This window comes from Maribacter sp. 6B07 (assembly GCF_002700155.1).
In the GTDB taxonomy this organism is placed as follows: domain Bacteria; phylum Bacteroidota; class Bacteroidia; order Flavobacteriales; family Flavobacteriaceae; genus Maribacter; species Maribacter dokdonensis.
The window spans coordinates 364,637-378,844 of the sequence record NZ_PDUT01000004.1; the positions used below are offsets into that span (position 1 = coordinate 364,637).

Annotated in this window: 11 protein-coding genes and 1 other RNA gene; 6 read left to right on the forward strand and 6 right to left on the reverse strand. The window is 35.0% G+C overall.

The annotated features are described in order from the left end of the window. Positions 1 to 89 precede the first annotated feature (89 nt). A complete protein-coding gene (locus tag CSC80_RS15765; protein WP_074674129.1) occupies positions 90 to 1,262 on the forward strand; it encodes a 2-isopropylmalate synthase in 1,173 nt (390 codons plus the stop codon). Positions 1,263 to 1,264: 2 nt separating this feature from the next. Beyond that, positions 1,265 to 2,383 (forward strand): 3-isopropylmalate dehydrogenase, encoded by a 1,119-nt coding sequence (leuB, locus tag CSC80_RS15770; RefSeq protein ID WP_058102924.1) that lies wholly within the window; start codon positions 1,265 to 1,267, stop codon positions 2,381 to 2,383. 1 nt (position 2,384) lies between these two features. On the opposite strand, the gene CSC80_RS15775 is transcribed toward leuB, so the two are convergent. Next, complete coding sequence (locus tag CSC80_RS15775) at positions 2,385 to 3,608, reverse strand: TlpA disulfide reductase family protein (protein ID WP_099193011.1); 1,224 nt, start codon at positions 3,606 to 3,608, stop codon at positions 2,385 to 2,387. Positions 3,609 to 3,735: 127 nt separating this feature from the next. Between CSC80_RS15775 and pheT the strand changes: the two genes are divergently transcribed. Beyond that, the gene (gene pheT, locus CSC80_RS15780; protein WP_099193012.1) at positions 3,736 to 6,165 is read left to right on the forward strand and encodes a phenylalanine--tRNA ligase subunit beta; all 2,430 of its coding nucleotides are present in this window, start codon (positions 3,736 to 3,738) and stop codon (positions 6,163 to 6,165) included. On the opposite strand, the gene CSC80_RS15785 is transcribed toward pheT, so the two are convergent. Then, positions 6,166 to 6,738, reverse strand: coding sequence for a fasciclin domain-containing protein (locus CSC80_RS15785; protein WP_058102927.1), 573 nt, complete (start codon positions 6,736 to 6,738; stop codon positions 6,166 to 6,168). It abuts the gene before it with no gap. Positions 6,739 to 6,945: 207 nt separating this feature from the next. Between CSC80_RS15785 and CSC80_RS15790 the strand changes: the two genes are divergently transcribed. Next, on the forward strand, positions 6,946 to 7,668 hold the full coding sequence (locus tag CSC80_RS15790; protein ID WP_071342387.1) for a hypothetical protein: 723 nt from the start codon (positions 6,946 to 6,948) through the stop codon (positions 7,666 to 7,668). A 12-nt stretch (positions 7,669 to 7,680) separates the two neighbouring features. Here CSC80_RS15790 and CSC80_RS15795 read toward each other — a convergent pair whose 3' ends face one another. Next, positions 7,681 to 8,802 carry a hypothetical protein gene (locus CSC80_RS15795; protein WP_099193013.1) on the reverse strand — a complete coding sequence of 374 codons (1,122 nt, stop codon included), beginning with the start codon at positions 8,800 to 8,802 and terminating at the stop codon, positions 7,681 to 7,683. Between the two features lie 35 nt (positions 8,803 to 8,837). Next, a complete protein-coding gene (locus CSC80_RS15800; RefSeq protein WP_058102930.1) occupies positions 8,838 to 10,460 on the reverse strand; it encodes an ABC-F family ATP-binding cassette domain-containing protein in 1,623 nt (540 codons plus the stop codon). A gap of 179 nt (positions 10,461 to 10,639) precedes the next feature. On the opposite strand from CSC80_RS15800, the gene CSC80_RS15805 reads away from it, so the two are divergent. Then, a complete protein-coding gene (locus CSC80_RS15805; protein WP_099193014.1) occupies positions 10,640 to 12,022 on the forward strand; it encodes a transaldolase in 1,383 nt (460 codons plus the stop codon). Here the strand turns inward: CSC80_RS15805 and CSC80_RS15810 are convergent. Together CSC80_RS15810 and ffs are read right to left on the reverse strand one after the other, a co-directional pair. Further along, positions 12,019 to 12,828, reverse strand: coding sequence for an SDR family oxidoreductase (locus CSC80_RS15810; RefSeq protein ID WP_099193015.1), 810 nt, complete (start codon positions 12,826 to 12,828; stop codon positions 12,019 to 12,021). The genes CSC80_RS15805 and CSC80_RS15810 overlap by 4 nt on opposite strands. Positions 12,829 to 12,917: 89 nt before the next feature. Beyond that, positions 12,918 to 13,016, reverse strand: an RNA gene (gene ffs / locus CSC80_RS15815) — signal recognition particle sRNA small type. A 134-nt stretch (positions 13,017 to 13,150) separates the two neighbouring features. Here ffs and CSC80_RS15820 point away from each other — a divergent pair. Further along, positions 13,151 to 14,206, forward strand: a complete 1,056-nt coding sequence (locus CSC80_RS15820; RefSeq protein ID WP_099193016.1) for a glutaminyl-peptide cyclotransferase — start codon at positions 13,151 to 13,153, stop codon at positions 14,204 to 14,206. Positions 14,207 to 14,208 lie beyond the last annotated feature (2 nt).

Here is a 14,208-nt window from a genome sequence, read left to right on the forward strand (position 1 = left end):
GACTTAACATTGTAAACATGTTCACAAAATTAGTATGTTTTGTGTTTTAGGTTATATATTCGTTTGACGAGTAAAACTACGTAAATTATATGAGTAAAGATATCGTACAAATATTTGACACTACTTTAAGAGATGGAGAACAAGTACCTGGCTGCAAACTAGACAGGGAACAAAAATTGGTCATCGCTGAACGCCTAGATATTCTGGGAGTAAATGTGATTGAAGCCGGTTTTCCCGTATCCAGTCCAGGAGATTTCCAATCTGTGGAAGCTATATCCAAACTTGTAAAAAATGCAACTGTTTGTGGCTTAACAAGAGCGGTTAAAAATGACATTGAAGTAGCCGCAGAAGCACTTAAGTATGCCAAAATGCCTAGAATACATACAGGTATAGGCACATCTGATTCTCATATAAAATTCAAGTTCAACTCAAATAGGGACGCTATAATAGAACGTGCAGTGGCTGCGGTCAGTTATGCCAAAACTTTTGTAGAAGATGTTGAATTCTATGCTGAAGATGCCGGTAGAACGGACAATGAGTTTTTAGCACGTGTATGTGAAGCCGTAATAAAGGCAGGAGCCACTGTATTGAATATACCTGATACCACTGGTTATTGTTTGCCCGATGAATACGGAGCAAAAATGAAATACCTTCGTGAAAACGTAAAAGGAATTGAGAAAGCAACACTTTCTTGCCATTGCCACAACGATTTAGGTTTAGCGACCGCCAATTCAATTGCAGGTGTCATCAATGGTGCCAGACAAATAGAATGCACCATAAACGGAATTGGAGAAAGAGCTGGTAATACTTCTTTAGAAGAAGTGGTCATGATTATGCGTCAGCACCCGGATTTAAATTTAGACACCAGTATAAACAGCAAATTGTTATACGACACTAGCTTAATGGTTTCCAATAAAATGGGAATGATGGTTCAACCGAACAAAGCGATTGTTGGAGCCAATGCCTTTGCCCACAGTTCTGGAATTCACCAAGATGGAGTAATTAAAAATAGGGAGACCTATGAAATTATAGACCCTGCAGATGTAGGTGTCACAGAATCTTCAATTGTGTTGACCGCCAGAAGTGGTAGGGCAGCCTTGGCCTATAGAGCAAAAATTGTGGGTTACGAATTAACCAAAACACAACTAGACCAAGTATACCAAGAGTTCTTGAAATATGCCGACGTTAAAAAAGAGGTGAAAGACGATGACATTCATCAAATAATTGAGACCTCAAAAATAGATTTACAAAGTATAAGCTAATTATGCATTTAGACATTGCTGTTTTAGAGGGAGATGGTATTGGACCAGAGGTTGTTGCACAATCTATAAAGTGCCTGCGTTCTGTTGAAGAAACTTTTGGGCATAGTTTTACATTTAAGAACGGTCTAATTGGTGCATCAGCCATTAAGCAGACAGGCAGCCCTTTACCTAAAGAAACTTTAAAACTTTGCAAAAGTACAGATGCTACTCTTTTTGGTGCTTTGGGCCTTCCTGAATTTGATGACAATCCTAAAGCCAAAGTATGGCCAGAACAAGGTCTTTTGAAATTACGGAAAAAATTAGGGCTGTTTGCCAATATTAGACCCGTAAAGGTGTTCCCTTCATTGGTTAGGCAATCACCACTTTCAAAGACACAAGTTCAAAATACCGACCTAATTATTTTCAGGGAATTATCAGGCGGAATCTATTATGGTAACAAATCCAATGATGAAGACAAAAATTCAGCAACGGACACTTGTACTTACACTGAGTCTGAAATCAGTAGGATAGCCCACCTAGCCTTCAAATCTGCCAGGTCAAGAAAGAAGAAGGTAACATTGGTTGACAAGGCCAATGTTCTTGAAACATCTCGTTTATGGAGACGCGTAGTTCGTGCTATTTCTGAAAGTTATCCAGATGTGGAATTGAATTGCCTGTTTATTGATAATGCTGCGGTTCAGATGATTTTAAACCCATCACAGTTCGATGTTATATTGACCGACAATATGTTTGGCGATATACTATCTGACCAAGGAAGCGTTATTGCCGGATCTATTGGGTTACTGCCTTCTGCTTCAGTTGGGCTAGAGCATGCCATGTTTGAACCTATTCATGGATCTTACCCTGATGCAGCCGGTAAAAACATTGCAAATCCAGTAGCCTCTATTTTAAGCGTCGCAATGCTATTGCAACATTTTAAAATGAACGAGGAATCTGATGCAGTAGTAGCAGCGGTCTTAAAATCTTTTTCTAAAAAAATAGTAACACCAGATATATTAGGAAGCTCTAAATATGGGACCAATTATGTTGGTGACTTTATTGCCGATAATATTATGGAATTAGATGGTAGTTTTAATATTAACGATGAAAACATAGGCTTAGGTAAATCTACCATTATCTAAGCTACTCATTATTTAATTGGGTCACCAATTCATTGAACTCCTTTTTAAATTCAATATACTTCTCCCCTGTTGCCGGCCCGTTGAAACCGGTATGAATTTTCCTAACATTACCTTTTTTATCGATAAAAATGGTTGTGGGATACGACAGCACATGATTAAGCATAGGTAGTTTTTCTTGCGCTTTTAATTTATCATAAGTACCGTATTGCGCAAGTAAAATTGGGTAACCCACCCCTATTCTATCTTTTAGACGCTGAATGCCTTTAAAGGCTTTATCTTCTGTTTTTGCCGACTCAAAAGCTAGCCCTATGACTTCTATATCTTTATTTTCAGCCATATATTCCACTAGAAACTTTGTTTCATCTAGACAATTTGGGCACCAGGTTCCCATTAATTGCACAATAACGACCTTGTTATGAAATCTATCATCTGACAATGAAACCTTATCGCCATTACTATCCGGAAAGGTAAATGCCAATTTATCATAACCTTCGTTCAAAAATGTAAGTGAATCTGGATCCGGAAGTTCAAAATCATCATTTCTAGTAGCCACAAATGGCTCTTTAAAATGATTTCCAGAATAGAAAACACCATTCATACTAGAGTCCGTAACTTTTGCGGTAAACAGAAAAGCATGGGCACCATCAAATGCAGATAATTTAAGAGAATCGCCATCCATTACACCATCTAAAAACCTATAGTCTCCTGTAGTAGTTCTAAACGTTCCGGTTACCTTATGTCCTTCCTGTAAAAAAATACCTTTACCTACGTATTCTTCTTCCAAATTAGGACTAAAATAAGTTTCCCATATGCCGGTTACGTTCTCCTTACCTTTCTTATTTGCAACCTTAAACCTTTCATTAACACCATGAATTGCCTTAAAAGGAACTATCCTATCTAGACTTTCTTTAATAAATTGCCCCTCAATGGTACTATCTGTAAAAGTGCCCGCCAAATATCCTTCAAAAACCGGTGTATACATAAAAATAGAATCTCCCTTAACTTCCACTTCATCTATTCGTATAACTTCATCGGCATTTATAATATTCATTTCATAATCACCATTTATGTTCTTTTCAACTTTTAAGTTAAAAGGTAACACTTGGTTATCCATTACTTCTAGCTCAACTAACCAATTGCCCTCAGCTAAGTTTTTAACCACCTTTTCTTCTTTACAACCTACTAATACCATGAACACAAAAAGTACTGCAATACTTATTCTCATATTTTTTTATTTAAAGAACTTCTAATAAACAATTAAAAAGGCAGAATTAAAAATTAAAATAAAGACTTCATAGCTTATTGAATGTATTAGGGCATTGTTTTATCTTTGCGACCTATAAATGTTTTGAATGAAAATATCATACAACTGGCTTAAACAGTTCATACAAATAGATTGGGAATCACAAAAAACCGGTGAACTTTTAACGGATTTGGGTTTAGAGGTCGAAGGAATTGAAAAATTTGAATCTGTAAAAGGCGGATTAAAAGGTATTGTTGTAGGACACGTTTTAAGTTGTGAAAAGCATACAAACGCCGATAAACTTAAGGTGACCAAGGTTGACATAGGTCTAGATGCCCCTGTACAAATTGTTTGCGGAGCTAAAAACGTAGCTGCCGGGCAAAAAGTACCTGTAGCTACTATAGGCACAACACTTTACACTTCAGAGGGTGAAGCATGGACCATTAAAAAAGGTAAAATAAGGGGCGAAGAAAGTTTTGGTATGATCTGCGCCGAAGACGAACTAGGTCTTGGTGATAGCCATGATGGAATTATGGTTTTAGAAAAGGACCTAAAACCTGGTACACCTTGTGCCGATATCTTTGCTATTGAAGAAGACGAAGTATTCGAAATTGGCTTAACACCTAACCGTGCAGACGCCATGAGCCATTTTGGTGTTGCAAGAGACCTTAAAGCAGGCTTAAAACAAAAAGAAATTACTAAAGAACTGATCACCCCTTCTACTAGCCACTTTAATATTAATGACCGATCATTAAAAATTGATGTAGATGTAGTTAAAACCGAATTAGCACCTCGTTATTGCGGAATTACGATTAGCAATCTAATCATACAGCCCTCTCCTACTTGGTTACAGAATAGATTAAAAGCCATAGGATTAACTCCTAAAAACAATGTAGTAGATGCTACCAATTACGTACTACATGAGCTTGGGCAACCTTTACACGCTTTTGATGCAGCTAAAATAAAAGGCAATAAGATTATTGTTCAAACCTTAGCTAAAGGCACTAAGTTTACCACTTTGGACGGAGTTGAAAGAACACTACATGAAGACGATTTAATGATTTGTGACACCGAAAAGCCATTGTGCTTGGCAGGCGTTTTTGGCGGTTTGGGTTCTGGTGTAACTGAAGAAACAACATCTATTTTCTTAGAGAGCGCCTATTTTAATCCCGTATCTATTAGAAAATCAGCAAAAAGACACGGTCTTAACACTGATGCTTCGTTTAGGTTTGAGCGTGGTATTGACATTGAAAATGTGGAGTACAGCTTAAAACGTGCAGCACTTTTAATCAAAGAAATTGCAGGAGGAGAAATTACCTCTGACATTTATGACCTCTACCCTAAGAAACACCCTAATTTTGAAGTGTTTCTTGCTTTTGAAAAAATCAATAAGTTAATTGGACAAGAAATTCCTCAAGATACCATAAAATCTATCTTGGCTTCTTTGGACATTAAGGTAAAGAACGTAACTGAAGCCGGCATGGGTCTTGAAGTACCTTCTTACAGAGTAGACGTACAAAGACAAGTTGATGTCATAGAAGAAATTTTAAGGGTATATGGTTACAACAACGTTGCATTTAGCCAAAAACTAAACGCCTCTATTGCAACTACTACCGCTGCTGCAGACCATAAAATACAAAGCACTATTGGTAATTCACTGGCATCTAAAGGTTATAATGAAATTTTAACCAATAGCTTGACCAACCCTGAATATACTACATTAATTGAATCTGATGAAGATGAATATAGGTCAATTGAAATCATTAACCCTTTAAGCGGTGACCTATCAATTTTAAGAAGAACATCTCTATTTTCAGCATTGGAAGCTGCTAGCTACAACATAAACCGTAGACGTGCTAGCCTTAAATTATTCGAGTTCGGAAAAACATATTATGCAAAAGGTGATAAAAGAATTGAGCCTAAATATCTGAGCATCTTATTAACCGGCAACACTGCACCGGATAGCTGGACAAGTAAAGCAATGGCAACTAATTTTTTCGAATTAAAATCAATTGTCCAATCAGTACTATTAAGATTGGGGTTAGACAATTTAAAAAGTGAACCTACATCTTCCCCTATCTTTTCAGAGGGGCTAACATTTACCTATAAGAAGAACTCGTTGGTATCATTTGGATTGGTTAAAAAGTCCATATTAAAACATTTTGACATTAAGCAAGATGTATTATTTGCGGATTTTGACTGGGGCACTATTTTAAAGCAAATTAATACCACGCCCGTAAAGTACAAGGAAATCCCTAAACACCCTGAAGTAAAAAGGGATTTTGCCCTTCTACTTGATCAAAAAGCTACATATCGTGAACTGCATGAACTTGCTTTCAGTGCAGAAAGAAAATATTTAAAGGATATGACCTTGTTTGATGTGTACGAAGGAAAAAATTTACCGGAAGGGAAAAAATCCTATGCCGTAAGCTTTACCTTGCAAGATGACAAGAGTACTTTGACCGAAAAGCAAATAGAAAAAATTATGTCCAAGCTACAAAATAGCTACGAACGTAATTTAGGAGCCAGCCTAAGGTAACTACAACATTTTTTCAGGAACAAAAACGGTATCAATCTCATGAATGATGCCGTTTGATTGATTTGAGTCTGCCGTAGTAATCATAGCATGATTACCAAATTTATCGGTTAAGACAATATCAATACCTTGCATTGAAGCCGTAATTTCATCGCCTTGTATGGTCGTAAATTTAGCTATGCCATTTCCTCTACACATTGCTTTAAGTATACTAGATGCCGATAATTTATCTGCAATGATGTGATAGGAAAGCATGGCCTTTAAGGTCCTTTTATTTTCCGGATCAAACAATTTATCCAATGTTGATTTTGAAAGTTTTTCAAATGCGAGATTAGAGGGCGCAAAGACAGTAAATTCCCCATTATAATTTAAGACTTTATCCAAATTAACCGCTCTTAATGCATTTAACAAACTAGAATGGTTTTCAAAGCTTTCCGTTCGTTCTAAAATAGATTTTTCTGAAGGTAATTTTGAAATTAAATTATCGAACTTAAATTCAATTGCATTGTCCTGCGCATGCATACTAAACCCAAAAAATAGGGCACACAGGGACACGAGGGATGTCCATTTTTTCATAATAGTTGGTTCTTAAGGGGCAAATGTTCTAAAAATCGACGAACGGGTCAATTTCATCGTCAATATACAATTTGAACCCATTTGCACCTAGTTCAAATTATCGAAAAAACAAATTTTAACATTTTATTAACTTTTAATTAAGTTGAACAGAATTTACATGAAAACACTAATTACTTAACTTTGAGTGTATTGCTTAAAAAAGAACATATGTTACTGCCTAAAACAAATATTGAACAGAAGCTATCTTCTATTAAAAAGAAACGAATTTTAGCTGAAGACATAGACCTTAAACAAGTGTATTCCATATTATCCAATCTTGATAATGAATTAGATAGAATAGAGAACAATGTAATTATTGGTAATGGCGTTGCGAACAATAAATTCAATATTGATTTATTGAACAGTGACAAGATTTATCACACCAAAGAAATTAAACAGATATGTATAGATTATCGATTACGTTTTCTTGATACCAAGTATTTTAAAGGCACTATACCAGCCGAAGGGCTTTCAAAAATTAAAGCCCTTGAAAAAGAACACGATACGGAAATCAAGGGTTTTAAAATTATTGCTCCTTCTAAGCTATTTAAGTTAGAGGATAAAGATGACCCACTATTGTTTGCCCCTATTGGAAATGGCTATTACTATTTAATACACCAATGGGGCAATGACCTTCATCCTTTTAGAAAATTATTAATGTGGCCTTTTAAAAACATGGCGAACCTTATCATACTAGTATTACTAATTAGTTTCCTAGTTACTTTAATGATCCCAAACGGTCTATTTTCCAAATCAAGTACAAACGCTCAATTTTGGATTCTATATTTCTTCATGTTTAAATGTATAGCCTCTGTAGTTATTTTTTATGGCTTTGCATTAGGTAAAAACTTTAGTCCTGCTATATGGAACAGCAAATATTATAACAGTTAAACCAGTTAAATTTTAATTGACAAATATGGTTTGAGGTATACCGGAGACGTCTATATTATCTATCAATTTAAAATCGGGCGAAGGTGTTATTCTTAGTACACCTCCTTCATTGTTCGCTCCCCTTTTTTGATAACCAATTAGCATGTAATTGTTCTTATCATCATATGCAATAGCCGTTGTACCAGCTATATTATATTTTACATTTAATTCAGAATCCGATAAAAAGTTCTCAAACAAATAAACTACAGTTCCGTTCCTATTAAAATCATAGGTAGCTGGCACTTCTTTAATAGCTGCATTTGGCATGTATTTTTGAAAATAAAATTTACCATCATTACCAATATGATAATCCTGAGTAGAAATAAATCCCGGTGCTGTATCTTCCCCATAGGTAGTATAGACCTTATCTAAGGTCTTTGGATCAATTATCGTATGCAATTCAGGATAACTCACTATTATTTCACCAGAATCATTCTTAAACAACCTTAACGCGTCATAACCTAAATCTACATTGACCATTTCATCTAAGGTACTTAAGTCTATTACCGATAAATGATATTCATTGGACACAAATTCATTTAAAGTTAAAACAAAAAGTTTGCCCGAGGATTCCACAATATCTACAGGTTTATTATCAATGATAACCTCTGAGAAAGCTGAAGGATTGTCCAAAGAACTTACCCTTACTACATAATGTTTGTCCTTACCCGCCAAATCTACTTCATACGCAGCAAACACATTATCTTCATTATAAGTTACAGAAGCTACGCTAACATCACAGGCATTTAAATCATTGAACAGCTGAACTGAACCAGAAGTCTGATTTTCTGAATTATACCATTGCAAAGCAGCTTCGCAATTGGCTGTATAAAAATACCCTAAGCCATTTACAGATTTTATTTTTATAGCACTTGTAGGTATATTGCCTAAAGAGACTACTTCACTTTCCGTAGCCAAATTACCCTCATTATCGCGCACAATAACGGCATTCACGTTATCGTTCGTTTTTAAAAAGACCGTATAGTCTACAGCTATATTAGTTGATGTTTCTTCTTGTTGCTCATTGGTAGATTTATCGCAGGCAACGAAACTTAAGGCCAGCACAAAGCAGGTCACAAAATTGTAGGTTTTCATAAAACATTGATTTGGGTTAATCTATTATTCTATGCTTAAACAGCGTACATTTTATTACGCTGGTCTTTTAATGCCTTGTCAGACATATATTCATCAAACGTAGAATATCTATCAATGTTGCCTTTTGGAGTCAATTCTATAATTCTATTTGCCACAGTTTGAGCAAATTCGTGATCATGTGTTGTAAAAAGCACCGTTCCTTTAAAGTTCTTCAAAGAGTTGTTAAAAGCTGTAATACTTTCAAGATCCAAGTGATTTGTTGGCTCATCCAACATTAATACATTAGCACGCATTAACATCATTCTACTTAACATACAACGAACTTTTTCACCTCCTGAAAGTACCGTACATTTTTTAAGTGCCTCTTCTCCACTAAACAACATTTTACCTAAAAAACCTCTAATATAAACCTCTTCTCTTTCCTCCTCGGTTTTGGCATACTGGCGCAACCAGTCTACAAGGTTAATGTTATCTGTAAAGAAATCAGAATTATCTGCTGGCAAGTATGATTGAGTGGTAGTAACACCCCACTGGTAAGATCCTTTATCAGCCTTTTTATTACCGTTTATAATTTCATAGAATGCAGATGTTGCTCTAGAATCCCTAGATATAATAGCAACTTTATCTCCTTTAGCCAGGTTTATATTAATATTATTGAACAACACCTCTCCTTCTTCCGTAGAAGCGGAAAGACCTTCAACGTTCAAAATTTGATCGCCTGCTTCTCTTTCCCTATCAAATATAATTGCCGGATATCTACGGCTAGACGGTTTAATATCATCAACCTTTAACTTGGAAAGCATTTTTTTACGTGAAGTTGCTTGTTTACTTTTTGCAACGTTTGCACTAAATCGAGAAATAAACTCCTGTAATTCTTTTGCTTTTTCCTCAGCCTTCTTATTTTGCTGTGCACGTTGGCGAGCAGCTAACTGACTACTTTCATACCAAAAAGTATAATTACCTGAGTATAGGTTTAGTTTACCAAAATCTATATCTCCTATGTCTGTACATACCGTATCTAAAAAGTGACGGTCATGACTCACTACTATTACCGTATTCTCATAATCTGCCAAGAAATTCTCTAACCAACTAATTGTTTCATAATCCAAGTCGTTGGTAGGCTCATCCATAATCAGCACATCTGGATTACCAAATAACGCCTGTGCCAGCAACACTCGTACTTTTAGTTTAGAATCTAACTCTGACATCAGGGTATAATGCATATCGGCATTAATACCAAGGTTAGAAAGTAGGGCGGCCGCATTACTATCTGCATTCCAACCGTTCATTTCCTCAAACTTCACTTGTAACTCCCCTATTCTATCTGCATTCTTATCATCATAATCAGCATAAAGAGCGTCTATTTCTTTTTTGATTTCATACAGTGGTTTATTACCCATAACCACAGCTTCTAAAACCGTATATTCATCTGCAGAGTTGTGATTTTGCTCCAGTATGGACATTCTTTTACCAGGCTCCAAATGTACATGACCAGAAGTTGGATCGATCTGTCCTGCCAATATCTTTAAAAATGTAGACTTACCAGCTCCGTTAGCACCAATAATACCATAACAATTACCTTGCGTAAAGGCAACGTTTACTTCATCAAATAAAACTCTTTTCCCAAATTGTACAGAAAGATTAGAAACAGATAACATAGAAACTAAATTTTAAAAATCCGTGCAAAAATACAGAATTTATAGGCTTACACGGCTTAGATTTTGATCTAATTCTCTAAAAGATTCTTAAGTTAGCACTTCATAACATTTAACTAGCTATTAACAACATCTGGAGATCTTGTTTATTATTTTTGACTATCACCAGTCCCATATACTATATGATAAGAATTTTACTCTCTACTTGCGTAGCCTTATTAGTGGGTTGTTCCTCCACAAAAAAAGATTCTGACACCGTACTTTTTGCTGGTGAAATTGTAAACCCAACAAGTGATCAAGTAATATTACTTAAAGGTGGATCAAAAATAGATTCAGCAAAACTTGATGAAAATAACAGGTTCAAGTTTAAATTATCTTCAATTGAAAATGGTCTTTACCATTTTAATATAGCTCCAGAACACCAATATGTGTATTTAGAAAAAGGTGATAGCCTTATGGTTAGGCTCAATACAATATATTTTGATGAATCTTTAGTTTTTTCTGGCAGTAATGAAGAAACAAATAATTTTCTCTTAGATCTTTTCTTGGCAACGGAAGTAGAAGATTCTGACATGTATTCTGAATACTACGAATTGGAACCCTTGGAATTTTTAGAGAAAATCAAATCTCTAAAGCAACAAAAAGTCAATAAACTAAATGAACTGAATGCTGAAAATTTAATTTCCAATCAAGCTATTAAATTACTAACGGGAAGCATTGACTATACCTACAACAGATATAAAGAAATATATCCTTTTAGACATAAAAGAAAAACAGCAGAGGAAAATTTTCATGATTTACCAAAAGACTTCTATGCCTATAGAAGCGACATAAATTACGATGACCATACGCTAACTTACCTAAGACCCTATTATGACTTCATGAAAGCTCATTTAGGAAATTTATCTTACATGACCTGTATGGATAACTGTGGCGATATTCATGAAAACGTAAGCAAACAATTACATTACAAAAAACACAAGCTCCATTTAATAGATAGCCTTGTCGTTGAAAAGGAATTAAGGGACAACTTATTTAGAAATGTTGCATTTGACTACCTATTAAAGAAAAAAGATGCTCCGGAAAACACAGAAATTTTCATCAAAGAATTTAAGATGGTCTCAAAGAACAATATGCACTTAGCGGAAATTGAGAATCTTTATCAGGGAATTGCAAATCTTCAACCCACCAAAATGATTCCCAATCTTTCTGTTCTTACTTTTGAAAACGAATCAAAAACGCTAACGGAGATTGCCGCAAACAAAAAGGTATTATTCTATTTTTGGTCTGGCACCAATAGAAAACAGTATTTAGATATCTTCAAGAGAATTGCTGTACTGAAAGAAAACAAGCCTGATCACGAACTTATAGGCATTAATATTAAAACCGACTATGACCAGTGGAAGAATATACTAACCACACTTGGTGTAGACCCAACATTACAATATCATAGTAACGATTTTAAGGAACTTACCGAAAAATTGGTGTTATATCCCATCAATAAAGCTATCATAACGGACAACTCTGTAATTGTTGACGGTTTTTCAAATATTTACAAAAATTAATGAGAGCTATGGCTTTCCAACAATTTCTCAAACCAAAGTCCTGGTAATATATTTTTAAGTGTCAATGAAAATTTTTGAATGAAGGAACCAACTTTATAGTGAGGTTTTGGATTTTTTGTTTCAATAATTTTTGCAATTTTTCTACCTACATCTGCCGGGTCCCCCCCACTATCAACATCAGCATCAATAGCCTCAAGAGTATTCTTGTAATCACGTTTATACGGAGAATTATCATACACAGGAGTATGGTACCTACCAGAAGCAATATTTGTTGCAAAATCTCCCGGAGCCAATGTGGTAAGCTTAACCCCAAATTGCTTGGTTTCCATTCTATAGCTTTCGGTAACAATTTCCAAAGCACCTTTAGATGCCGAGTAAATACCTCTATAGGGCAGCCCCATATAACCGGCAATTGAAGTAATATTAATAATAAGACCATTTTTTTGACTGCGCATGATGGGCAAAATGTTGTTCATTACGTTCAATGGGCCATTAAAATTTGTTGCAAAAGCATTAAGTACTTCTTCATGCGGTGTTTCTTCCATAGGACCGGTAATACCTATACCTGCATTATTGATCAATACATCAATCTTATTTTCTTTCCCTAAAAGTGTATTGATACATTGTTTAATGGTTTCTACATTTCTGACATTCATTTCCAAAAGAGGAAAATCCGTAAATGAAGGATATCTACTTACATCACGAGTTGTACCGTATACGATGTACCCTTTACTCTTTAAATGTATGCCTATTGCTTTTCCAATTCCTGAAGACCCACCTGTTATTAGTACTACTTTTGTTTTCATTTTAAAGAAAATAAGTGATGCTAAATTTTATATAGAGTTGATTTTGAATATATTACCCAAGTTTAAGTTCTTTCACTTTTGGGTACAAAAAAAGGCAAGCTACCTACATCGCACCGCTACGACCGTATACCCTTGCTGCGTTCCCACCCTGGGGGATTCTACAGGAGCTGGTCGTGTAGGACTTGCCGGGTGCAAATATACAATCTTTTAAAACTTTGACAATCCTTTTAGTTTCTAATTTTTATGAATTAAATTGCCTTTTATTAACAATCACTCATGCTTTTAGTGGAATACCACTAATTCTAAAACACCGATTTACTTAATGAATATCTTCAAAATAATCTGTATTATTCTTATTACCAGCATTTTCACTTCTTGCGGCAGTGGCAACCAAAAAGCCTCTTCATTATTTGAAATTAAATTAGAGAATAATTTAAAACAAATAAATCAAAATCAAGAAATAGGTGTTTCCATCAACAACAAGAAAGAAAAACAGATAGAAAGTGTGGAATATAGTATTGACAACACTACTTTACCTGTGAATAATGGTAAAATTAAAGTCAATCTGCCTACACTAGGGCATAAAGTTTTAACTGCTAAAATTACTTTTGATGGTGAAACTGTTGAAATAAACAAAAACCTTAAAGTATTATCAGAGAAAGCTCCTGAAATTTACACCTACAAAATCATTAACGAGTACCCACATGACACTAAAGCCTATACCCAAGGCTTAGAGTTCTATAATGATACCCTTTACGAATCAACAGGTAAAAAAGGTCAGTCTTTTTTAAGAAAACTAAACTTTAAGACAGGTGAAGTTTATAAGCAAATAGATTTGGACGAATCATATTTTGGAGAAGGCATTACTATTCTTAATGATAAAATCTATCAGCTTACCTGGCAAAGTGGTTTAGGCTTTATTTACGACCTAAATACTTTTAAAAAACTTGATAATTTTCAATATGGAAAAAGTCGAGAAGGTTGGGGATTAACCAATGATGGCACAAAAATTTTTAAAAGTGATGGAACTGAAAAAATTTGGCTAATTAATCCTGAAACCATGACAGAGGAAAGTCATATAGAAACGGTAACCAATTCCTCCATTTTTAATTCTGCTAATGAATTGGAATATGTTGATGGCAAGATATATGCCAACGTATACCAAAAACCCAGCGTTATGATCATTGACAGCAAAACTGGTGCAATTGAAGGGGTTATTAATTTTAGTGGCCTAAGCGATAAAATAACCAAAACAGAAAATTGGGACAAAACCAACTATGTTCTTAACGGTATAGCCTACCATGCAGAACGAAAAACATTCTTTGTTACCGGAAAATTTTGGGACAAAATGTTCGAAGTTCAAATAGAGAAAAAATAAGA

Coding starts and splice junctions, on each gene's coding strand:
- CSC80_RS15765 (WP_074674129.1), top strand. CDS start 90: ATGAGTAAAGATATCGTACAAATATTTGACACTACTTTAAGAGATGGA.
- leuB (WP_058102924.1), top strand. CDS start 1,265: ATGCATTTAGACATTGCTGTTTTAGAGGGAGATGGTATTGGACCAGAG.
- CSC80_RS15775 (WP_099193011.1), bottom strand. CDS start 3,608: ATGAGAATAAGTATTGCAGTACTTTTTGTGTTCATGGTATTAGTAGGT.
- pheT (WP_099193012.1), top strand. CDS start 3,736: ATGAAAATATCATACAACTGGCTTAAACAGTTCATACAAATAGATTGG.
- CSC80_RS15785 (WP_058102927.1), bottom strand. CDS start 6,738: ATGAAAAAATGGACATCCCTCGTGTCCCTGTGTGCCCTATTTTTTGGG.
- CSC80_RS15790 (WP_071342387.1), top strand. CDS start 6,946: ATGTTACTGCCTAAAACAAATATTGAACAGAAGCTATCTTCTATTAAA.
- CSC80_RS15795 (WP_099193013.1), bottom strand. CDS start 8,802: ATGAAAACCTACAATTTTGTGACCTGCTTTGTGCTGGCCTTAAGTTTC.
- CSC80_RS15800 (WP_058102930.1), bottom strand. CDS start 10,460: ATGTTATCTGTTTCTAATCTTTCTGTACAATTTGGGAAAAGAGTTTTA.
- CSC80_RS15805 (WP_099193014.1), top strand. CDS start 10,640: ATGATAAGAATTTTACTCTCTACTTGCGTAGCCTTATTAGTGGGTTGT.
- CSC80_RS15810 (WP_099193015.1), bottom strand. CDS start 12,828: ATGAAAACAAAAGTAGTACTAATAACAGGTGGGTCTTCAGGAATTGGA.
- CSC80_RS15820 (WP_099193016.1), top strand. CDS start 13,151: ATGAATATCTTCAAAATAATCTGTATTATTCTTATTACCAGCATTTTC.